15 protein-coding genes and 1 riboswitch are annotated in these 22,397 nt (G+C 71.3%); of the genes, 11 read left to right on the forward strand and 4 right to left on the reverse strand.

Going from position 1 to position 22,397, the window contains the following annotated elements; all coding sequences use genetic code 11:
* Positions 1-13 precede the first annotated feature (13 nt).
* From WFK95_RS04335 to pcrA, 4 genes are all read left to right on the forward strand, one after another.
* A complete protein-coding gene (locus WFK95_RS04335) occupies positions 14-1,834 on the forward strand; it encodes a hypothetical protein (protein ID WP_224649021.1) in 1,821 nt (606 codons plus the stop codon).
* Positions 1,835-2,043: 209 nt separating this feature from the next.
* Complete coding sequence (locus WFK95_RS04340; protein WP_336669970.1) at positions 2,044-3,816, forward strand: hypothetical protein; 1,773 nt, start codon at positions 2,044-2,046, stop codon at positions 3,814-3,816.
* Between the two features lie 193 nt (positions 3,817-4,009).
* Positions 4,010-5,791, forward strand: coding sequence for a hypothetical protein (locus tag WFK95_RS04345; RefSeq protein WP_224649026.1), 1,782 nt, complete (start codon positions 4,010-4,012; stop codon positions 5,789-5,791).
* A 145-nt stretch (positions 5,792-5,936) separates the two neighbouring features.
* Complete coding sequence (gene pcrA, locus WFK95_RS04350; RefSeq protein ID WP_336669971.1) at positions 5,937-8,360, forward strand: DNA helicase PcrA; 2,424 nt, start codon at positions 5,937-5,939, stop codon at positions 8,358-8,360.
* Positions 8,361-8,437: 77 nt separating this feature from the next.
* Here the strand turns inward: pcrA and WFK95_RS04355 are convergent, their stop codons facing one another.
* The 4 genes from WFK95_RS04355 to WFK95_RS04370 all read right to left on the reverse strand — a co-directional run bounded on the left by WFK95_RS04355 (position 8,438) and on the right by WFK95_RS04370 (position 13,425).
* Positions 8,438-9,448, reverse strand: a complete 1,011-nt coding sequence (locus WFK95_RS04355; protein WP_336669972.1) for a M23 family metallopeptidase — start codon at positions 9,446-9,448, stop codon at positions 8,438-8,440.
* Positions 9,449-9,643: 195 nt separating this feature from the next.
* On the reverse strand, positions 9,644-10,942 hold the full coding sequence (locus tag WFK95_RS04360) for an ABC transporter ATP-binding protein (RefSeq protein ID WP_336669973.1): 1,299 nt from the start codon (positions 10,940-10,942) through the stop codon (positions 9,644-9,646).
* A 27-nt stretch (positions 10,943-10,969) separates the two neighbouring features.
* A complete protein-coding gene (locus WFK95_RS04365; RefSeq protein ID WP_224649484.1) occupies positions 10,970-12,724 on the reverse strand; it encodes an ABC transporter permease in 1,755 nt (584 codons plus the stop codon).
* On the reverse strand, positions 12,721-13,425 hold the full coding sequence (locus tag WFK95_RS04370; RefSeq protein WP_224649592.1) for an MgtC/SapB family protein: 705 nt from the start codon (positions 13,423-13,425) through the stop codon (positions 12,721-12,723). The genes WFK95_RS04365 and WFK95_RS04370 overlap by 4 nt, the downstream gene beginning before the upstream one ends.
* A gap of 289 nt (positions 13,426-13,714) precedes the next feature.
* Positions 13,715-13,883: riboswitch (M-box (ykoK) riboswitch) on the reverse strand.
* 59 nt (positions 13,884-13,942) lie between these two features.
* On the opposite strand from WFK95_RS04370, the gene WFK95_RS04375 reads away from it, so the two are divergent.
* The 7 genes from WFK95_RS04375 (at position 13,943) to WFK95_RS04405 (ending at position 22,395) form a co-directional block, all read left to right on the forward strand.
* Complete coding sequence (locus tag WFK95_RS04375; protein ID WP_224649486.1) at positions 13,943-14,557, forward strand: TetR/AcrR family transcriptional regulator; 615 nt, start codon at positions 13,943-13,945, stop codon at positions 14,555-14,557.
* Positions 14,558-14,673: 116 nt separating this feature from the next.
* Entirely contained in the window at positions 14,674-16,206 is a 1,533-nt protein-coding gene (locus tag WFK95_RS04380) for an acyl-CoA carboxylase subunit beta (RefSeq protein WP_224649488.1), read from the forward strand.
* 42 nt (positions 16,207-16,248) lie between these two features.
* Positions 16,249-18,255, forward strand: coding sequence for an ATP-binding protein (locus WFK95_RS04385; RefSeq protein WP_224649501.1), 2,007 nt, complete (start codon positions 16,249-16,251; stop codon positions 18,253-18,255).
* 1 nt (position 18,256) lies between these two features.
* The gene (locus WFK95_RS04390) at positions 18,257-19,405 is read left to right on the forward strand and encodes an acyl-CoA dehydrogenase family protein (RefSeq protein WP_224649503.1); all 1,149 of its coding nucleotides are present in this window, start codon (positions 18,257-18,259) and stop codon (positions 19,403-19,405) included.
* On the forward strand, positions 19,402-19,905 hold the full coding sequence (locus WFK95_RS04395; protein WP_224649506.1) for a MaoC family dehydratase: 504 nt from the start codon (positions 19,402-19,404) through the stop codon (positions 19,903-19,905). The genes WFK95_RS04390 and WFK95_RS04395 overlap by 4 nt, the downstream gene beginning before the upstream one ends.
* Positions 19,906-20,748, forward strand: coding sequence for an HpcH/HpaI aldolase/citrate lyase family protein (locus tag WFK95_RS04400; RefSeq protein WP_224649508.1), 843 nt, complete (start codon positions 19,906-19,908; stop codon positions 20,746-20,748). It begins immediately after the preceding gene.
* 21 nt (positions 20,749-20,769) lie between these two features.
* Positions 20,770-22,395: an AMP-binding protein gene (locus WFK95_RS04405; RefSeq protein WP_336669974.1), complete on the forward strand. Its 1,626-nt coding sequence runs from the start codon at positions 20,770-20,772 to the stop codon at positions 22,393-22,395.
* Positions 22,396-22,397 lie beyond the last annotated feature (2 nt).

Consider the following 22,397-nt stretch of genomic DNA (forward strand, 5'->3'; position numbering starts at 1 on the left):
ACCATCGAGCACCGTGCCTGCCGCAAGCCCACCCACCGTGCCCGCCTCGCGGCGCGTGCTGTGGATCGGCGCGGCGCTGCTCCTCGTCGGGCAGCTCGCGGTCCGCGGGTACGTGCTCGCGCGCGGGAACTTCTACTGGGACGACGTGGCGTTCATCGGCCGGGCGTCGCGCCCGCTGACCGACCTCGGCGCCTGGTTCGTCGACTACGACGGCCACTTCATGCCCGGCACGCTGTTCGCGGCCGCGGTGACCACCAAGGTCGCGCCGCTGAGCTGGCCGGTGGCCGCCGCGTCGATCCTGGTGCTGCAGCTGGCGGCTTCGGTGCTCACCCTGCGCACGCTGGTGATCGTCGCGGGCCGACGCCCGGTGGTCCTGGTGCCGTTCGTCTTCCTTCTGTTCAGCCCGCTCACCCTGACGGCGACGGCGTGGTGGGCGTCGGCGCTCAACGCGCTGCCGCTGCAGATCGGGCTCGCGGTGGTCGTGGCCGAGACGGTGCGGTACCTGCGCGGCCGGCGGCGGTCCGGCGGGTACGCGGTGGCGGCGCTGCTGGTCTCGCTGCTCTTCTTCGAGAAGGCGCTGGTCATCCCGTTCGTCGCGCTCGCGGCGGCCTGCCTGCTGCCGTACGTGCGCGGGCACCGTCGACCGGTCCGGACGGTGCTGCGCCGCGGCCGCTGGCTGTGGGCGGCGTTCGCGCTGGTGGTCGCGGCGTGGGTGGTGCTGTGGCTGTCGGTCACGGCGTCGCGGCCGGGCACGCACACCGTCGGGTTCACTGCCCGTGTGCTGTGGCGGTCGGTGAATGCGGTGCTCGCGCCGGCCGCGGTCGGCGGGCCGTGGACGTGGCGGCGCGAGAATCCGGGGCCGCCGCTCGTGGTCACCGACGTGTCGATCACCGTCGTGGGGCTGCTCGCGATCGCCGCGATCCTCGCGGCGACCTGGTGGCGGGCGCCGCGCGGCCTCGCCGCCTGGGGTGCGGCCGGGGCCTACTTCCTGGGCGCCTCGTCGACGGTCTTCTTCCTGCGCAGCTCCGAGTACACGTCGGCGCTGCTGCCGCTCTCCCTGCGCTACTTCGCCGACTTCGCGTGGGTGCTCACCCTGGCTGCGGCGATCGTTCTTCGTTGTGAAACCGGCCGAATCCGGGGTCACGAGGCCAGATTCGGCCTCCTGAGGTCGAAAGTCGCCGGATTCCCGAGCGACCGGCGATTGTGGGCCGCCGTCGTGATCGCCTTCGCGCTCAGCGGCACCGTCTCCGCCGTCCGCTTCGCGCCCCTGTGGCACGACAATCCGACCGGCCCCTACCTGCAGAACCTGCGCGCGGGGGCGGCCGCGTACGCGGATCGCGAGGTGCTCGACCAGGAGGTCCACGGCGACATCCTGGCGCGGCTCGCCGGTCCCAACAATCGGCTCTCGCGGATCCTCGCCACGCAGCCCGCGCACCCGCGGTTCGCCGAGCACGCGGGGGAGGCGACCGTCGTCGACCAGCAGGGTCGCTTCCGCCCCGGGCAGGTCACGCGCGTCCGCAGCCTGCCGCTCGGCCCCTTCCCGTGCGGCACCCGCGTCGACGACGCCGCCCCCGCGACCCTGGCCTACGAGGGCCCGCTCGCCTTCTGGGACTGGGTCGTGCAGTTCAACTACCTCGCCTCGTCCGACGGGGTCGTCGTGCTGCAGCAGCAGCGCGGCGCCACGCCGGTCCGAGTGCCCGTCCGCAGGGGCGCGCACACCGTCTACGCCCGGGTGACGGGGACCGGCGACGGCCTGATCGCGCGCGCCGAGACCCCGGGCCTCGTCGCCTGCGTGGGTAGTGGGCCCGTCGGCCTGCTGGTCCCGGCGTCCTGACCCCTGCGAGCCTCTCCGGCTGCTTGCGGCGAGCGGATACGCCCTCACCTGGCATTTGCCCGCAGCGTGGATTCAACGGTGCGACACATCAACGTCCAATGTCGCAGAGTTCCGCGAATTCGGACGTATATCCACGGTGTGGGTTGTATGGTGCGCTGGTCCGAATCTTCTGTGATCGGACTCACTCCAGCCGAAGGGTGCTGCCTGAAATGCAAGCCGTCGTCCGTCGATCCGTCCCGCGCCGCTACGCCGGCGCCTCCCTCGCCATGGTCACCGCGGCCGCGATCGCCGTCGCGCCGATCACCGCCTCCGTCGGCGCCGTCACCGCGCCCGCGTCCACCGTCCTGGTGAACCCGGCGAAGCTCGTGAACCTGCAGACGCAGGTCGCAGGCTCGGTTGCGAACCTCCTGCCCCGCGCCGCCGGGCCCGTCGCTGCCGCCGCGGCGGCCCCCACGTGGGGCTGGGGCGACGTGACCTTCCTGGCGAACACGCTGCAGGAGGCCTTCAAGCAGGTCCAGGCCAGCCTCGCCGGCGAGTTCGGCGGCGGCGTGCAGAAGTCCTTCGAGCAGGCGCTCGAGGCGCTCAAGGCCGGCAGCGTCGCCGGCGCGTACCGGACGATCGGCAGCCTGGTCGAGACCACCGCGATGATCGGGATGATGGCCGTCCTGTTCCCCATCTCGGGCGAGTTCAACCCGAAGCTGGGGGCGCTCGGCAAGGGGCTGGACGCGGCCTTCCCGTACCTGATCCCGCTCGGCCAGTCCGCGCTCGCGCTCACCACGCGCCTGCCGTACGAGGTGCTCGCCGCGGGCGAGGCCATCGTCAAGGCGATGCTCTCCGGCGACGTCACCAAGATCGGTGCCGCCGTCTCGTCCGGAGTCGCGGGCATCGGGAAGTTCCTCGAGGCCAACGTCACCAATGCGGCGACGGGACTGATTCCCAACCTGGTCAAGGCCGGTTCCGCGGTGCTCGGTGAGCTGATCCCCAAGCTGCCCGCCTCCGCGCAGGCCGACGCCATGGCCGCCCGCGCCGCCGTCGCCTCCGCGCCGGCGCTCGGGATGCCGGACTTCGCGACGCTGTTCGACGCCTGGAAGGCGGGCTTCGAGATGTTCGTCTCGAGCGTCAAGGGCGACGAGTGGACCCCCGGCGTCGTGAAGACGATCACCGACGCGTTCGGCAAGCTCGGCAAGGGTGATCCGGCCGGCGCGATCGGCGACGTCGCCGACAAGGCCAAGGCGCTGTCGATCATCGTCCTGCTGGGCGGGATCATGCCGATCACCGATCTCGTGAACCCGTACCTCGGCCCGATCGGTGTCGGCCTCACGAACTCCCAGGCGGATTTCATCGGGCTCGGGAACTCCGCTCTGGCGGTGCTCTTCGACACCCCGGGCAAGGTGGTCGCGATCGGCCAGAACCTGGTGACGGCGCTGCTGTCCGGTGATCCGGCCAAGGCGCTCACCGGGCTGACGGCCGACATCGGCGCTCTGACCACGTTCCTCAACGATCGCCTGTTCGTCGCCAAGGACAACCCCTTCGACAACGCGGTCTTCCCGGGGCTGGCCAACATCGGCAAGAACATCCTCGACGCGTTCAAGCCCGCAGCGCCCGCCGCGGACTCGGCGAAGCCCGCCGCGGACGTGGTCGCGACGACCGCCGAAACGGCCCTCGCGCCCGTGACGTCCGCAGCCGTCGATGCGTCGGTCCCGGCGGTCGTCACGCCGGCGGCCGGCGGCACCGTCGTCGACGACGATGCGGCGGTCACCCCGGCCCAGCCGGTCACCCCGGCGGAGCCCGCCGCCCCCGTCGAGCCCGCGGAGCCGACGGTTCCGGCGGAGCCGTCGGTGCCCGCCGAGCCGAGCGCGCCCGCCGAGCCCACCACGGAGGTCCCGGCGGAGGCTGAGGAGCAGGCCCCGACGGGTGGCGCCGAGGTCGAGCAGGGCGCCTCCGACTCCACGACGGGCGCGGAGGTCTCCGCCGACGCCTGACGGTTCCGTATCAGGCGGAGAAACATCGCGTGACCTGGTGTGTTCAGAAACGTGCAGACTGCATTGAGACAGATGGACGTGTGGTGTCGCAAAGCTTCTTCGAAAGCCGTCCGAAAATCCACGACGTGGGCGTATGTTCCGTTCGTCCGGTTCTTGTGTGATCCGGCTCACTCCAGTTGAAGGGTGTTTCTCCATGCTCGCAGCAGATCCTCGGTCCTCCCACCGTCGTTACGCCGCACCCGCCGTCGCCATGGCCGCCGCGGCGGCGATCGCGGTCGCACCGGTCGCGACGTCGATGGGTGCCGTGACGGCACCGTCGCTCCCGCCGATCGTTCAGGACCTCGGCGGCGCCGCCAGTGCCGTCGCGAACTGGGCCACGGCGATGGGCCTGAAGTTCGTCACGGACCCGGTCACCGGCCTGACGAAGCTGGTGGAGGACCAACTCGCCACCGCGGGCACCGTCGCGGGTGCGGCCGGCGACGCCGGCAAGGCCTTCTTCGACTACCTCGGGAACAACCTGTTCGACAACCTCGAGAGCATCCAGAAGGATCTCGCGGCGGGGAATCTGGGCTACGCGTGGACGACCTTCGCGACCACCATCACCGGCGCGATCCTCACCCCCACGATCAGCCTGCTCCCGGTGATGGACGCGATCGGCGGTCAGCTCGGGCCGATCGGCGACGGGCTGAAGGCCGCGCTGATCCCGCTCATCGGCCTCGCCTTCGGCCCGCTCCAGGCGGGCGTCGAGGTGCCGGCGCTCCTCGCCGACGGTGTCACCGCCGCGCTCAAGGCGCTCAGCACCGGCGGTCCCGCTGCGGCGCTGACCTCGCTGTTCGGCACGGCCTCCGCTGTCAGCGAGAAGGTGATCGGCGCGCTGTTCGGGGAGATGGGTGCGATCCCCAGCCTGATCAACCTGGTCCCGACGATCATCGGCGGGATCGCCGGGTCCGACTGGGCGAGCGCGGGACCGTTCACGCTGCCGACGGGCAACAAGGTCACCTTCACGTCCGCATCCGCGTCCACGCTCGCGGCGTCGCCGACCGCGCTGCCCGACTTCGGCGCGATCGGCGGGATCTGGACCGATACGCTGACCCGGATCGCGACCAACCTCGCCGGACCCGACGGCGTGCAGCGGATCGTCAGCACCCTGCTCACCGGCGTTCCGGCCGGCAAGTGGGCCGACTCCTACGAGGTCATCCACGGCATCCTGGCCGCGCCGCTGCTCGAGCTCGGCGGCGCCGTCCTCCAGACCGGCGACAAGATCAACCCGTTCCTGGGTCCCCTGGGCAAGGGACTCGACGGGGCGGCGGAGCCGCTGCTGTACCTGACGCTCGGGCTCTACAACGCCACTCGGGTGCTGCCGTCGACGGTCTTCACCGGCCTCGAGAACGTCGTGAAGGCGCTCGGCACGGGTGACCCGATCGCGGCGATCAACGCCGCGGTGGCGGGGCTGGGGAGCACACTGACCGCCGGCAGCGACGCGCTGTTCTCGGACAACCCGTTCACCATCGGCCTCCTCCCGGGCCTGCTGGGCGTCGGGACCGGCTTCCTCGACGGGCTGACCGGCAAGACCGCCGACGCGGGCAACGCCACGACCCTGGCCGATGCGCCGGCGAAGGCGGCCGTGGCGGACACCGTCGACGAGGCCTCGCCCGCCCCGTCGACGGGCGGTGCGCAGCCCTCGACTCCGACGGTGACCGACGAGGACGCCCCGGCGGCCGGTACGCCGACCACCGAGGCACCGGTCGAGACCCCGGCGACCGGGACCCCGGCGACCGGGAACCCGGCCGCCGAGGCGCCGGCGACGGGGACCCCGGCCGCGGAGACGCCTGCGGAGACCCCCGCTGAGGAGGCGACGGACGACTCCGCCGCTGCCGAGGGCGCCGCATCCGAGGACGCCACCGGCGCAGACACGACGGATGCCGAGGCGTCGGCCGGCGCAGACACTGCGGAGGCGGCCCCCGCGGCAGCCTGACGCCGACACACCTTTCGAAGCGTTCTGCGAGGTCCCCGCGACGGAACATCGCAGAACGCTTCGATTGTTCGTGCCCGGCGCCCACGCCCGCCCCCGGCGCGCGGCTGCGAAACCTGTCGGTCGTCCCGGCTACTCTGGACGGGAGATGAGTAACCCAGCACCGCAGCAGTCCGGACTCCGCCAGCGTCAGCCCTTCTCCCGCCCAGCAGCGCAGGTGGAGCGGCAGGAGCGCGGCCAGGAACTGCTCGAGGGGCTGAATCCGCAGCAGCGCGCCGCGGTGTTGCACGAGGGATCTCCGCTGCTCATCGTCGCGGGCGCGGGCTCGGGTAAGACGGCGGTGCTCACGCGCCGCATCGCCTACCTGCTGGCCGCCCGCAACATGCACCCCGGCCAGATCCTCGCGATCACCTTCACCAACAAGGCCGCGGCGGAGATGCGGGAGCGCGTCGCCGGCATCATCGGCAACCGCGCCAAGATCATGTGGGTCTCCACGTTCCACTCCACCTGCGTGCGCATCCTCCGCGCCCAGGCCGGCCTGCTGCCGGGCATGAACTCCAACTTCTCCATCTACGACGCGGACGATTCCCGCCGCCTGCTCACCATGATCGTCAAGGACATGGGGCTGGACGCGAAGAAGTTCGCGCCGCGGGCGCTCGCCACCCACATCAGCAACCTGAAGAACGAGCTGATCGATCCGGAGCAGGCCTCCGCGGACGCGGCGAAGACGGGGGAGCCCTTCGCGGTCACCGTCGCCGAGGTCTACGGCACGTACCAGGCCCGCCTGCGCGGCGCGAACGCCTTCGACTTCGACGATCTCATCGGGGAGACGGTGGCGCTGCTGCAGTCGCACCCCAACGTCGCCCAGTACTACCGCCGCCGCTTCCGGCACGTGATGGTCGACGAGTACCAGGACACCAACCACGCGCAGTACGTGCTGGTCCGCGAGTTGGTGGGCCTGGAGACCGACGCCGACGGCGTGGAGCCCAGCGAGCTGTGCGTGGTGGGTGACGCGGACCAGTCGATCTACGCCTTCCGCGGCGCCACGATCCGCAACATCGAGGAGTTCGAGCGGGACTTCCCGAACGCGGAGACCATCCTGCTGGAGCAGAACTACCGCTCCACCCAGACCATCCTCTCCGCGGCCAACGCGGTCATCTCCCGCAACGCGGGCCGCCGCGAGAAGAAGCTCTGGACCGACCAGGGCGACGGTGACCTGATCACCGGCTACGTGGCCGACAACGAGCACGACGAGGCGAGCTTCGTGGTCTCGGAGATCGACGCGCTGGCCGACAAGGGCGTCAAGTACAGCGACGTCGCGGTCTTCTACCGCACCAACACCGCGGCACGGGTGCTGGAGGAGGTCTTCATCCGCCACGGCGTGCCCTACAAGGTGGTCGGCGGCGTGCGCTTCTACGAGCGCAAGGAGGTCCGCGACCTGGTCGCGTACCTGCGCGCGATCGACAACCCGAACGACACCGTCAGCCTGCAGCGCATCGTCAACACCCCGCGCCGCGGCATCGGCGACCGGGCGCAGGCCTGCCTCACCGTGCACGCCGAGAACCGCGGGGGCACGTTCAGCACCGCCATCGAGGACGCGGTCGACGGCACCGTCGTGATGCTGAACCCGCGCTCGCGCAACGCGATCGCCGCCTTCGCGGGCCTCATGGCCGACCTGCGGCGCACCGCGGCCGACGAGGATCAGGACCTCGGCGATCTGCTCGACGCCGTCGTCGAGAAGACGGGCTACCGGGCCGAGCTGGAGGGCTCGTCGGACCCGCAGGACGGCGCGCGCCTGGAGAACATCGAGGAACTGATCAGCGTCGCGCGGGAGTTCTCCGCGCAGGACTTCACCGACGTCGTCGTCGACGAGGGCGCGCCGGAGCCCGGCTCCCTGGCCGCCTTCCTGGAGCGCGTCTCGCTGGTCGCCGACGCCGACCAGGTGCCCGACAGCGAGGCCGGCGTCGTCACCATGATGACCCTGCACACCGCGAAGGGCCTCGAGTTCCCGGTGGTCTTCGTGACCGGCTGGGAGGACGGGCAGTTCCCGCACATGCGCGCGCTGGGCGACGAGGCGGAGCTCGCCGAGGAGCGGCGCCTCGCCTACGTGGGCATCACCCGCGCCCGCGAGCGCCTCTACCTCTCCCGCGCGATGGTCCGCGCCACCTGGGGCGATCCGATGCAGAACCCCGAGTCCCGGTTCCTCGCCGAGATCCCGCAGCACCTCATCTCGTGGCGCCGCCTCGAGCCCAAGCGCAGCCAGTTCGGCGGCTCGCGCGGGGTCTTCGGGCAGGACCGACCGTCCTGGGGCGGCCAGGGCGGGGGCTCGTACGGCGGGCGGGAGCAGCGGTCCGACGGTGGCTGGACCCCCAAGCGGGCGCCCAGGCCCACGCGGCGTGCGAACAAGCTCTCGCTCGCCGTGGGCGACCGGGTCTCGCACGACTCATTCGGGCTCGGCACCGTCACCGCGGTCACGGGCGCGGGTCCGATGGAGCGCGCGACCTTCGACTTCGGCTCGTCGGGCACAGTCACCCTGATGACCTTCGGCGGCCTGCCGATGGAGAAGCTCTAGCCCGAACGGCGCGAGCGCCCCGAACAACGCGAAAGGCGCCCCGGTGATCCGGGGCGCCTTTCAGCGTGTGGGGAGTCTTAGACGCGGACGCCGCGCTCGGCGAGCCAGCTCTGCGGGTCCAGCTTCGCGCCGCCGGCGCCGTGCACCTCGAAGTGCAGGTGCGGGCCGGTGGAGTAGCCGTTGTTGCCGACCCAGCTGATGAGGTCGCCCGCCTTGACCGTTTGGCCGGCCTGGACGTTGACGTTGTACATGTGGCCGTAGACCAGCACGGTGCCGTCGGTGAGGCGGATCTTGATCCAGATGCCGAAGCCCGAGGCGGGGCCGGCGTCGGTGACCACGCCGTCGGCGGCCGCGAACAGCGGGGTGCCGAGCGGGGCGGCGAGGTCGAGGCCGCCGTGCATGGCGCCCCAGCGGGTGCCGAAGTTCGAGGTGAGGGTGGCGCCGTTCACGGGTGCGGTCACCTTCGGGCGCATCGAGTCGATGATGCGCTTGTCGTCCGCGTCCTTGCGGGCCTTGCCGCCGGCGAGACCGGCGGTGAACTGCTCGGTGTCCTGCGCGGCGGGCAGGGGCGCCTGACGGCCGGCGTTGGCCTCGGGGCCCGCGGCGGGCGGCACGATCGGCTGCTGCGAGGTCGACGGGCCCTCGCTACCGGCGGCGTTGACCACGGCGGCGCCGGCGACGCTGGCACCCGCGGCGAGCGCGAGCAGGGCGGCACGGCCCTTGAGGGCGTGCGGAGCGGTGGGGACGCGGTGCTTGCCGCCCTTGCGGACCGGCGTGGGGAGCAGCTCGGGGGCGGCCTCCGGCGAGCCGAGGAGTGCGGTGTCCTCGATCTCGTCCAGCTCGGGCGCGTCGAGCTCGGTGTCCCCGGTGAACAGCACCTCGGGGATCATGAGGTCCTGCGTGACCTCGGAGCTGGAGGGGCGGTAGACCAGGCCGGTGTCGTCCGGCGCGTCGGTCCAGGTCTCGGAATAGGCCTCGTCGAGACGGGCCTCGAGCTCATCCAGCGGGATGATCGCGGTGATCGACTCATCATCGAGGACCTGCGTGCCGCCTTGCCAGCGCACGTGGTTCTCGCGACTCCGTGTCATATCTCGCCTACTCCAACCGTAAAACCGCACTTCGGACCACGTGGTGATCCGACGATGTCCTCATCGTGACCGCTTCGTGATCCGCGTCCCGTCGACGATAACGAAATGATTGCGGCGAGACAACCTCTAGGGGGGCGGTTCGGTCGAATGTGCGCTTGGTCACAATGAGATCACAAAGCCTCAGGTCACTATGTGTCATTGCTGGTCCAGCAGGATCCGGCCGCCGTCCGCGTCGTAATCGTAGAGTTCGCCGTACCGACCCCAGTCGACGGCCAGCCGGAGCTGGCGTTCCGCGTCGTCCGGGCCGAAGCCCCGCCGCAGCAGATCCAGGAAGAAGCCGCTGCGCAGCGCACCGGCGGGCGCCGTCCGCAGCGCCCGCAGCACCGTCCGCACCAGCGGGGCCCGCTCGGCGGCCTGCCGCGCGAAGACCTCCTTGGCCTCCGTGAGCGGCACCGAGGCGAACGTGCGACCGATGTCGGTGAGCACGATGTCGTTGCCGCTCACCTCGGCGAAGCCGAGCAGGGCCGCGGCGTCGACCAGCGGCATGATGTCGTCGAGCTCGAAGTTGAGGTCCGCCGCGAGGTCGGGGAGGTCGGCGTGGTCGCCGTGCGCGGCGACGAGCTCGAGCAGGCCGGCGATGCCGTCGACGGTGGCGTCGGGGAGCGGCCGGCTCATGGGCGTCGCCTCGACGGGGTCGGGCTCGTGCTCGATCTCCGCGTCGCGGCCCGTCAGCGCCCCGTACAGCCGGTCGACGATCGCCTCGAACTCCGGCGCCGTGCGGGTGCGCGGGCGCGGCAGGTCGATCCGGGTCTCGTGGACGATGCGGCCGGGCTTGGAGCCGAGCACCACGACGCGGTCGGCGAGGAGCACCGCCTCCTCGATGTTGTGCGTGACGATGCAGACGCTCCGGGTGGGGAAGCCGTCGCCGCCCCACAGCTCCACCAGCTCGCCGCGCAGGTTCTCGGCGGTCAGCACGTCGAGGGCGGAGAAGGGCTCGTCCATGAGCAGGAGGTCCGGCTGCCGCACCAGCGCCCGGGCGAAGCCGACCCGCTGCCGCATCCCGCCCGACAGCTCCCGCGGGTACGCGGACTCGAAGCCGTCGAGGCCGATGGTGTCGATCGCCTCCAGCGCCCGGGTGCGGCGCTCGGCGCGCGGCACGTTCCGGGCCGTCAGGCCCAGCTCGACGTTGTCCTGGACGGTCAGCCAGGGCATGAGTGCGAAGGACTGGAAGACCATGGCGGTGGCCGGGTTGGGCCCGGACAGCGGCGCACCGTCGGATTCGACGGTGCCGGACGTCGCGGGGATCAGCCCCGCCATGATGCGCAGCAGCGTGGACTTGCCCGAGCCGGACCGGCCGAGTAGCGCGACGATCTCGCCGTGCTCGATGGTGAGGTCGATGCCGTCGAGCACGGTCAGGGTGTCGCCGTGGGCGCCCTCGAAGCTCTTGGTGAGGCCCTGCAGCCGGATCAGCGGGGTGGCGAGCGTGGTGGTCATGGAACGGCTCCTAGTAATAAGGGGTGACTAGAGGGAGTAGCGGCGCTCGGCGGTGCGGTAGAGGCGGCGCCAGAGGGCGGCGTTGGTGCCCACGACGAACAGGCACATCACGACGATCCCGAGGAGGAGATGGGAGGTGTGGTCGGGTCCCGTGGCCGCGGTGGCCTGCGCGATGTAGTCGCCGAGCCCGTAGGCGTGGTGGGTCTCGCCGTCGTAGGAGACGACTTCCGCGACGATCGAGGCGTTCCAGGCGCCGCCGGCGGCGGTGATCCCGCCGGTGACGTATCCGGCGAAGACGCCGGGCAGCAGCACGTACCGCCACGTCAGCAGCCGGGGCAGCCGCATGTCGTCGGCCGCCTCCAGCAGGTCGCCGGGGATCGCGCTGGCCGCGGCGATCACGTTGAACAGGATGTACCACTGCGTGCCGAGCGCCATGAGCACGACGCCGCCCAGGTCGAGCGGTATGTTCCACGCCACCAGGACCGCGGTGACCAGGGGGAACAGGAAGTTCGCGGGGAAGCTCGCGCACACCTGGACGACGGGCTGCAGCGCGCGGGTCAGGCGCGGGCTGCGGCCGATGATCACGCCGATCGGCACCCAGACGACGGTCGCGAACACCATGACGACCGCGACCCGCGCCATCGTGGCCAGGCCCAGCAGCAGCACGTGCCCCACCTCGGCGAGTCCGGCGTCGCGGAGGATCACCTCGAGCGCCCGCCACAGGCCGTACGCCAGGACCGCCAGGACGACGGTGCCGAACGCCAGGTCGCCGAGGCGGGTGCGGCGCGGGTCCGCGGGCGCCGCGGTCCCGGTCCGGCCGAACACGGCGAAGGCCCGGTCCAGCCCCGTGATCACCGGGGCGGCGGCGCGGCGCACCCCGTCCGTGACGTGCGAGCGGTGCAGGAGGGTGAGCACCGCCGAACGCGGGACGCGCCCGGTGGCGGAGTCCTCGAGCCGGAACCGCTCGGCCCAGGCCGTCAGGGGGCTCCAGAACAGCAGGTTCACCCCGACGATGACCACGATCATCGCCGCGATCGCCCACCCGACGCGGGCGAGGTCACCGTCGGACGAGGCGGTGGCGACGTAGGCGCCGATGCCGGGGAGGGCGTACTCGTCGCCCGCCACGGAGACGGCCTCCGAGGCGGTGAGGAAGAACCAGCCGCCGCCGAAGCTCATCATGGCGTTCCAGACCAGCGGGATCATGCCGCCGGGCACGTCGAGCCGCCAGAACCGTTGCCAGCGCGACAGTCCCAGGTCGCGGGCGGCCTCGCCGAGCTCGCGCGGCTGGCTGATCAGGCTCTGGTAGAAGGCGAAGGTCATGTTCCAGGCCTGCGAGGTGAAGATCGCGAAGACCGCGGCGCACTCCAGGCCGAGCGTCGACCCGGGGAACAGCGCGAGGAAGACGGTGACGGTCACTGACAGGAAGCCCAGGATCGGCACGGACTGCAGTACGTCGAGCAGCGGCAGTAGTACCGCGCGGGCCCGCCGCGACCGCGCGGCGAGCAGGGCGTAGCCGAAGGTGAAGACGATCGACGCCGCGAGCGCCAGGAACATCCGCAGCAGGGAACGCAGCGCGTAGTAGGGCAGGTTCGCCGGGTCCGTGTCGACACGGGCGGTGCTGTGCGCCAGGTCGATCGGCGCGCCCATGCCCTGGCCGACGCGGATCGTCAGCCAGATCAGCGCGGCCGCGCCGGCGACGACGAGCACGTCGGCGACGATCGAGCGGCGACCGTCGCGCTCGGTCCGCCGGCCGCCGAGCGGGGGAGCGGTCAGCGTGCTCACAGGTCCTCCTCCTCGCGCTCGGGCAGGGCGTCCCAGCGCACCGCCGTCACCGACGGCTCCATGCTGAGCTGGCTGATCGCGGTCTCCAGCGCGCGGTCGTCGCGGCCGTCGGCGGCGAGGGTGGCACGCACCTCCACCTTGCCGTCGGCGGTGTCGACGCTGCTGATCGACTGCAGGTGGAAGACGGTGCGGCTCAGGGCCTGTACCAGCATCACGCGGACGTGCGCCTCGTTCTCGTCGCGCGTCACGGCGACGAACTCGTAGCGGCTCGGCGCCTCCTTGCCGTTGTCGGGCGCGCGGTCGACGGCGTGCCCGACCGAGCGCAGCGCGGTGTTCACCCCGATCACGACGACGGTGCCGATCGCGGCGGGGACGTACATCCCCGCGCCCGACAGCGCACCGACGGCGGCGGAGCACCACAGCGTGGCGGCGGTGTTCAGCCCGCGCACGGTGAGGCCGTCGCGCAGGATCACGCCGCCGCCGAGGAAGCCGATGCCGGAGACGATCTGCGCCGCGACCCGGGTGGGGTCGCCGCCTTCGAATCCGTAGGCGGACAGGACGACGAAGAGCGCGGAGCCGACGGAGACCAGCGCATTGGTGCGCAGGCCGGCCATGCGGGCGCGGTACTGGCGCTCGAGTCCGATCAGGGTGCCGAAGCCGACGCCCGCGACGATGCGCAGCAGGATGTCGAGCTGGTCGATGTTCGTGGTGGCGTGCATGGTGATTCCCCTCGTCCGGGCACGCGCCACTGCGCCGCGGCCCAGGGGAGCGCGGCGGAGTGGGGTGTGGAGGTGTCAGTGGGACGGAGGCGACGCGAGGGCGCCGACGGTGCGTCGTCGGCGGGGCGGGCCTCCGGCCCGGATCATGGTGCGCTCAGCGGCTTCCCGCGGTGATGCGGGAAGCGCCGAGCGATCGACTACGACTGTCGTCGGGCATTGCATCACCTCCGTCGGTTCGACTTCCGCGCGCCGGGAGGGAGGGTGGAGAAAGTGCGCCCCTCCACGTCAGACCTTCAGCACTTCGCGGCGTGAACCCGTGAACGGGAGCCAATCGGGGAGCACCCTTAAGCCGGATGCGCCTGTCCTGACCCGGGGCGTCTCTCGACGTTCGGGGTCGCTGGCCTGTTTCCGCGAAGGAGCCTCAGCGAACGATTGGCGCCTTGCGGAACAAGCATGACACGGGGTCGTTAGCGCTGCAAGCCGAGTAGTGTGGCCCGCCATGGAGGTACCGACGACCCGCCGGTCCGGCGCGGCAGGGCTCGAGGCGGGGACGGCGCGCGAGCGCGCGAAGGCGGCGCGCCGCCGCGAGCTGCTCGCCGCGGCGGCGGCGCTCATGGCCGAGCGCGGCTTCGCCGGCGTGCGCCTCGAGGACATCGGCGCGGCAGCGGGCGTCTCCGGCCCGGCCATGTACCGCCACTTCGCGGGCAAGCAGGACGTGCTCGCCGCCCTCCTGGTGGAGATCTCCGAGTACCTGTACGACGGTGGCCGCCGGGTCGCGGAGGAGCGCGCCGACGATCCGCGGCAGGCGCTGCGCGACCTCGTCGACTTCCACGTCGACTTCGCCGCCTCCGAGCCGGATCTCATCCGCGTGCAGTACCGCGACATGTGGTCGCTCGCGCCGGAGTCGGCGCGCCGGGTGCGCCGGCTGCAGAGGCAGTACGTGGAGCTGTGGGCCGACGCGCTCACCGCGCTCGGCGGCGATCCGGTGGACAACCGCGCCGTCGTGCACGCCGTCTTCGGCCTGATCAACGCCGCCCCGAGCCTGCCGGCCCTGCCGCAGCCCCGGCTGCGCGCGCTGCTGCGCGACAAGGCGCTCGCCGCTCTGGGCGTCTAGCCCGACCAACCCGCGCAATCCGCCGCGCGGAAGCTACCCCGGGTAAGACTGGACACGGTGGCCGGGCTCACATATTCTCATTTTCAGTTAATGGTGAATAACCCAAAGGAGCGGGCGTGACATTCCGCGAGGAACACGAGGCGAACGTCGCCGAGCTGCGTGAACGGCTCGACAGGGTGGCGCAGGGCGGCGGTGAGCGGGCACGCGCCCGGCACGAGGGCCGCGGCAAGCTGCTGGTGCGCGAGCGGATCCGGCGGCTGCTGGACACGGGCAGCCCGTTCCTCGAGGTGGCGCCCCTGGCGGCCGAGGACATGTACGACGGCAAGGCCCCCTCCGCGGGCGCCGTCGCCGGCATCGGCACCGTCTCCGGGCGGCAGGTGATGATCGTCGCCAACGACGCGACGGTCTCCGGCGGCACCTACTACCCGGTCACCGTGAAGAAGCACCTGCGCGCGCAGGAGATCGCGATGCAGAACCGGCTGCCCTGCGTGTACCTCGTGGACTCGGGCGGTGCCATGCTGCTCAACCAGGAGGAGGTCTTCCCCGACCGCGAGCACTTCGGCCGCATCTTCTACAACCAGGCGACCATGAGCGCCGCGGGCATCCCGCAGATCGCCGCCGTGCTCGGCAGCTCCACCGCGGGCGGCGCCTACGTGCCGGCCATGAGCGACGAGACGATCATCGTCCGCGACCAGGGCACGATCTTCCTCGCGGGTCCGCCGCTGGTGAAGGCCGCCACGGGCGAGGACGTCTCCGCCGAGGACCTGGGCGGCGGCCTCATGCACTCCACCAAGTCCGGCGTCACCGACCACCTGGTCGACTCCGACGACGAGGCGCTGGAGAAGGTCCGGCAGATCGTCGGGCGCCTCGGCCCCGTCGGCGAGCGGCAGTGGGAGGTGCGCCCGGCGCTGCCGCCCCGCCGCCCGCAGACGGACCTCTACGACGTGGTGCCGACCGATCCGAAGATCGGCTACGACGTCCGCAAGCTCATCGAGATCATCGTCGACGACGGCGAGTTCGACGAGTTCAAGGAGCTCTTCGGCACCACCATGGTGACCGCCTTCGCGCGGATCCACGGCCACCCGGTGGGCATCATCGGCAACAACGGCGTGATCTTCGCCGAGGCCGCGCAGAAGGGCGCGCACTTCATCGAGCTGTGCGACAAGCGTCGGATCCCGTTGCTGTTCCTGCAGAACATCACCGGGTTCATGGTGGGCCGCCAGTACGAGGAGGGCGGCATCGCCAAGCACGGCGCCAAGATGGTCACCGCCGTCGCTTGCGCCCGCGTCCCCAAGTTCACCGTGATCGTGGGCGGCTCCTTCGGCGCCGGCAACTACTCGATGTGCGGCCGCGCCTACTCGCCGCGTTTCCTGTGGATGTGGCCCAACGCCCGGATCTCCGTCATGGGCGGCCCGCAGGCCGCCGACACGCTCGGCTCCGTCCGCCGCGAGCAGGAGGGCATGGAGGAGTTCAAGCAGGGCGTGCGCGACCAGTTCGAGCGGCAGTCGCAGGCCTACTACTCCACGGCCCGGCTGTGGGACGACGGCGTGATCGACCCCGCCGACACCCGCACCGTCCTCGGCCTCGCGCTCGAGGCGGCGTCCCGGACGCCGCTGGCCGAGGTCTCCTACGGCGTCTTCCGGATGTGACGCATGTCCATGAGCAGAGGGCACGAAACAAGAGGAACCGACATGCGCACTGATGTGGCACGTGGCAAGAAAATCGAGAAGGTCCTGATCGCGAACCGCGGCGAGATCGCCTGCCGCGTCATCGATACGCTGCGCACGCTCGGCATCGCCAGCGTCGCGGTGTACTCCGACGCGGACGCCGACGCCCGGCACGTGCGGCTCGCCGACGAGGCCGTGCGCCTCGGCCCGGCGGCCGCCACCGAGAGCTACCTGCGCATCGACAAGGTGGTCGAGGCGGCTCGCGTCACCGGCGCCGACGCGGTGCACCCCGGCTACGGCTTCCTCTCCGAGAACGCCGCCTTCGCGCGGGCGCTCGCCGATGCCGGAATCGAATTCCTCGGCCCGCCCGTCGAATCCATCGAGACGATGGGCGACAAGATCACCGCGCGCGCCGCCGTGGTCGAGCGGGACGTGCCCGTGGTCCCCGGCATCAGCCGCCCGGGCCTGACGGACGCCGACCTCATCGGCGCGGCCGAGGGCATCGGCTTCCCCGTGCTCATCAAGCCCAGTGCGGGCGGCGGCGGCAAGGGCATGCACCGGGTCGAGAACCCGGCGGATCTGCCCGCCGCGGTCGCCGCCGCGCGCCGCGAGGCGGCCGCCGCCTTCGGCGACGACACGCTGTTCATGGAGCACTTCGTCGACACCCCGCGCCACATCGAGGTGCAGGTACTGGCGGACAAGCACGGCAACGTGATCCACCTCGGCGAGCGCGAGTGCTCGCTGCAGCGCCGCCACCAGAAGGTGATCGAGGAGGCCCCGTCGGCCCTGCTCGACGAGGCCACCCGCGCCGAGATCGGCCGCGCCGCGTGCGATGCCGCGCGCTCCGTCGGCTACACCGGCGTGGGCACCGTCGAGTTCATCGTCTCGGCCAAGCGCCCCGATCAGTTCTTCTTCATGGAGATGAACACCCGCCTGCAGGTCGAGCACCCCGTCACCGAGCTGGTGACCGGCGTCGACCTGGTGGAGCAGCAGATCCGCGTCGCCAACGGGGAGGCGCTGGCGCTGTCCCAGGACGACATCGTGCTGACCGGGCACGCCGTCGAGGCGCGCGTCTACGCGGAGGACCCGGCGGCCGGCTTCCTGCCCACGGGCGGCACCGTGACGGCGCTGCGGTATCCGCGCAGCGACCGCCGCGGCCCCGTCCGCGTGGACACCGGCATCGAGGCCGGCAGCGTCGTCGGCAGCGACTACGACCCCATGCTCGCCAAGGTGATCGTGCACGCCGACGACCGCGAGCAGGCCCTGCGCCGCCTCGACGAGGCCCTCGCCGGCACCCAGCTCACCGGCCTGCGCACCAACGTCGACTTCTGCCGGTTCGTCCTCGCCGACGCCGACGTGGTCTCGGGGGAGCTCGACACCGAGCTGCTGGATCGCCTGGCGCCCACCTACACCCGCCCCGAGCCGACGGTCCGCGCCTACGCCGCGGCGGCGCTCACCGCGGTCGCCGCATCCCGTGGCGAGGGCGCGTGGGGCACGGAGACCGGCTGGCGCATCGGGGGCGCGCAGCCCACCGTGGTCCGGTTCGCCGGCACCGAGGAGACCGGCGAGGTCCACGTCTCGGTACTCGGGGACGCGGTCACGGTGCGCGGGACCTTGGAGGGATCCACGCTCGACAGCTCCGGCACGGCGCGGATCGTCGGCGAGCGGCTGGTGGTGGACGGCTTCTCGACGCCGGTCACCGTCGCTCTCGACCGCGGAACCTATTGGGTCAGTGGCGAGGACGGCACGTACGAGCTGCCGCTCGCGAAGTCCACGTCGAAGGACCGCGACGGCGCCCACGGCGGCGACGTCGTGAGCCCCATGCCGGGCGCCGTCGTCGCGGTCCCGGTCGAGGACGGCCAGACGGTGACCAAGGGCGAGACCCTGGTGATCATCGAGGCGATGAAGATGGAGCAGCCGCTGACCGCGCCGCACGACGGCGTGGTGTCCATCGCGGTGCGCGCAGGAGACAAGGTGACCGCGGCCCAGGTGCTCGCGAGCGTCACGGCTACCGGAACGGAAGAGAATTGACATGGAACTGACCCAGGACTACGCCGACCTGCGGGACACGGTGCGCGACTTCGCGAACCAGGTGGTCGCGCCCGTCTCGGCCAAGCACGACGAGGAGCACTCCTTCCCGTACGAGGTCGTGAAGCAGATGGGCCAGATGGGCCTGTTCGGCCTGCCCTTCCCCGAGGAGTACGGCGGCATGGGCGGCGACTACTTCGCCCTCGCCCTCGCGCTGGAGGAGCTCGGCCGCGTCGACCAGTCGGTCGCCATGACGGTGGAGGCCGGCGTCGGCCTCGGCGCCATGCCGATCTACAAGTTCGGCACCGAGGAGCAGAAGCAGAAGTACCTGCCCTCCCTGGCCGCGGGTGAGAACCTCGCCGGCTTCGGGCTCACCGAGCCCGGCTGCGGCTCGGACGCCTCCGGCACCCAGACCACCGCCAAGCGCGACGGCGATCAGTGGGTCATCAACGGCTCCAAGCAGTTCATCACCAACTCCGGCACCGACATCACCAGCCTGGTGACGGTGACCGCCGTGACCGGCACCAAGCCCGACGGCCGCAAGCAGATCTCCACCATCATCGTGCCCAGCGGCACGCCCGGCTTCACCGTGGAGCCCGCGTACAACAAGGTGGGCTGGAACGCCTCCGACACGCACCCGCTGAGCTTCTCCGACGTGCGCGTGCCGACGGAGAACCTGCTGGGCGAGGAGGGCCGCGGCTACGCGAACTTCCTCTCCATCCTCGACGAGGGCCGCATCGCCATCGCCGCCGTCGCCACCGGCGCCGCGCAGGGCTGCGTCGACGAGTCGGTGAAGTACGCCAAGGAGCGCAACGCCTTCGGCAAGCCGATCGGCGAGTTCCAGTCGATCGCCTTCGCCATCGCGCGGATGGAGGCGCGGGCGCACACCTCGCGCGTCGCCTACTACGAGGCCGCGCGGCTCATGCTGGCCGGCAAGCCCTTCAAGAAGGAGGCCGCCATCGCCAAGATGATCTCCTCCGAGGCGGCGATGGACAACGCGCGCATGGCCACCCAGATCCACGGCGGCTACGGCTTCATGAACGAGTACCCCGTCGCGCGGCACTACCGCGACTCGAAGATCCTCGAGATCGGCGAGGGCACCACCGAGGTCCAGCTCATGCTGATCGCGCGTTCGCTGGGGCTGAATTCGTGAGCGAGCAGGAGCCCGTGCGGCGGGTCACTCAGCGCGGCCTGTGGTTCGACGAGTTCGAGGACGGCGTGCTCTACGAGCACCGGCCCGGCGTCACCGTCACCGAGGCCGACAACATGCTGTTCACCAAGCTGACCATGAACACCCAGGCGCTGCATCTGGACGCGCACTGGTCGGCGCAGCAGCCCGGCTTCGGCGGCCAGCGCCTGGTGAACTCGATGTACACGCTCTCCACCCTGGTGGGCCTGTCCGTCGCGCAGCTCACCCAGGGCACGCTCGTCGCGAACCTCGGCTTCTCCGAGATCGCCTTCCCCGCGCCGGTGTTCGCCGGCGACACCCTGTACGCGGAGACGCTGTGCACGGGCAAGCGGGAGTCGAAGTCGCGGCCGGGCGAGGGCATCGTCAACCTGCGGCACGTCGCGCGCAACCAGGACGGTGCCGTCGTCGCCGTGGCCGAGCGGTCCACGCTGGTGCGCCGGGCACCGTCGGGGGAGGGGGCGTAGATGTTCCACCACGATGACCTGAACGCGCCCGCCTGGCAGCCGCCCGGCCCCGCGATCCTGTTCTGCCCCGCCGACCGGCCCGAGCGGTACGCCAAGGCGGCCGAGCGCGCCGACGCGGTGATCATCGACCTGGAGGACGCCGTCACCGCCGACGATCGGCCCGCGGCTCGCGAGGCCCTGATCGCGGGCGATCTCGACCCGGCGACGACGATCGTGCGGGTGAACGCCTTCGGCACCTACGACTTCGCAGAAGACATCGAGGCGCTGCGCCGCACGGCCTATCGTGTGGTCATGCTCGCGAAGACCGAGTCGGCGCACCAGCTGGACAAGCTGGCGCAGGTCGACGGTCTGCAGGTGATCGCGCTCATCGAGACGCCCCTGGGCGCGGTGAACGTCAACGAGATCGCCGCCCATCCGCGGTGCATCGGCCTCATGTGGGGCGCGGAGGATCTGGTGGCCGCGATGGGCGGGCGGTCCAGCCGCTTCGCCGACGCGACCTACCGCGACGTCCCGCGGCACGTCCGCTCGGCGACCCGACTCGCGGCCGCCGCGCACGGCAAGTTCGCGCTCGACGCGGTGCACATCGACATCGCCGACACCGAGGGCCTCGCGGCGGAGGCCGAGGACGCCGTGGCGCTCGGCTTCGCCGCCACCGTCTGCATCCACCCCTCGCAGGCGGCCGTGATCCGCGCGGCCTACCGGCCCACGGACGACGAGATCGCCTGGGCCCGCGAGGTGCTCGAGGCCGAGGCCGGCAACAACGGCGTCTACCAGGTGCGGGGTCAGATGATCGACGCGCCGCTGCTCGCCCAGGCCCGCGCGATCGTCGCCCGGGCCGACTGAAGAATCAGTAGGAGTGAAGAGATGACCACCCCGTCCTACGATCGCGGCGAGGCCGAGCCCGCGCTGCTCACCGCCACGATCGGCGCCCAGCTCGAGATGACGACCGACCGGTTCGGCGAGCGCACCGCCCTCGTCGACGTGCCCTCGGGCCGCCGGTGGACCTACGACGAGCTGCTCGCCGACTCCCGCGCGTTCGCGGCGGGCTTGCTGCGGAACGGGATCCGCCGCGGCGACCGCGTGGGCGTGTGGGCGCCCAACACCCCGGAGTGGGTCGTCGTGCAGTTCGGTACGGCGCTGGCCGGCGTCATCCTGGTCAACCTCAACCCCGCCTACCGGCAGCGCGAGCTGGAGTACGCGCTGAACCAGTCCGGCATCGTCGCCGTGTTCACGATGACCCGCTTCAAGACCTCCGAGTACGCGGCGATGCTCGCGACCGCCCGGCCCGAGGCCCCCGAGCTCCGCGACGTGGTGGAGTTCGGCACCCCGGCGTGGGACGCCTACCTCGCCGCGCCCACCGAGGACGAGCTCGACGCCCTCGCCGATCTCGGCGACGAGCTGCGCGCCGACGACCCGATCAACATCCAGTACACCTCGGGCACCACGGGATTCCCCAAGGGCGCCACGCTGACCCACGGCAACATCCTCAACAACGGCTTCCTCGTGGGTGAGCTGCTGAACTACACCGAGCAGGACTCGATCTGCATCCCCGTGCCCTTCTACCACTGCTTCGGCATGGTGATGGGCAACCTCGCGGCCATCACCCACGGCGCCGCCATGGTGATCCCCGGGCCCGCCTTCGTGCCGGAGGACGCGCTCGCCGCCGTCGCCGCCGAGAAGTGCACCAGCCTCTACGGCGTGCCCACGATGTTCATCGCGGAGCTCGCCCTCGGGACCTTCGACACCTACGACCTGTCCAGCCTGCGCACCGGCATCATGGCCGGCTCGCCGTGCCCGGAGGAGGTCATGCGCAAGGTGGTCGACCGGATGGGGATGACCGAGGTCTCGATCTGTTACGGCATGACGGAGACCTCGCCGGTGTCCACGCAGACCCGCGTCGACGACGCGCTCGAGCTGCGCGTCGGCACCGTCGGGCGGGTGGGACCGCACTTGGAGATCCAGGTGATCGACCCGATCGACGGCACCGTGATGCCCCGCGGCGAGGTCGGGGAGCTGTGCACCCGTGGCTATTCCGTGATGAAGGGCTACTGGAACAACGCGGAGAAGACCGCCGAGGCCATCGACGCCGACGGGTGGATGCACACCGGCGACCTTGCGACCATGGACGAGGCCGGCTACGTGCGGGTCACCGGCCGGATCAAGGACATGGTGATCCGCGGGGGCGAGAACATCTACCCGCGCGAGATCGAGGAGTTCCTCTACACGCACCCGGACATCCTCGACGCGCAGGTGATCGGCGTGCCCGACGAGAAGTACGGCGAGGAGCTGATGGCCTGGATCCAGCTCCGGGAGGGAGTGGACTCCTTCACCGTCGACGATCTCAAGGCCTTCGCCGACGGGAAGATCGCCCGCCACAAGATCCCCCGCTACGTGCACGTGGTATCGGCTTTCCCTATGACGGTATCGGGAAAGATTCGCAAGGTGCAGATGCGAGAAGAGTCCGTGACGCTGCTCGGTCTGGAAGGCTGACG

The organism is Tsukamurella sp. USMM236 (assembly GCF_037148755.1).
In the GTDB taxonomy this organism is placed as follows: domain Bacteria; phylum Actinomycetota; class Actinomycetes; order Mycobacteriales; family Mycobacteriaceae; genus Tsukamurella.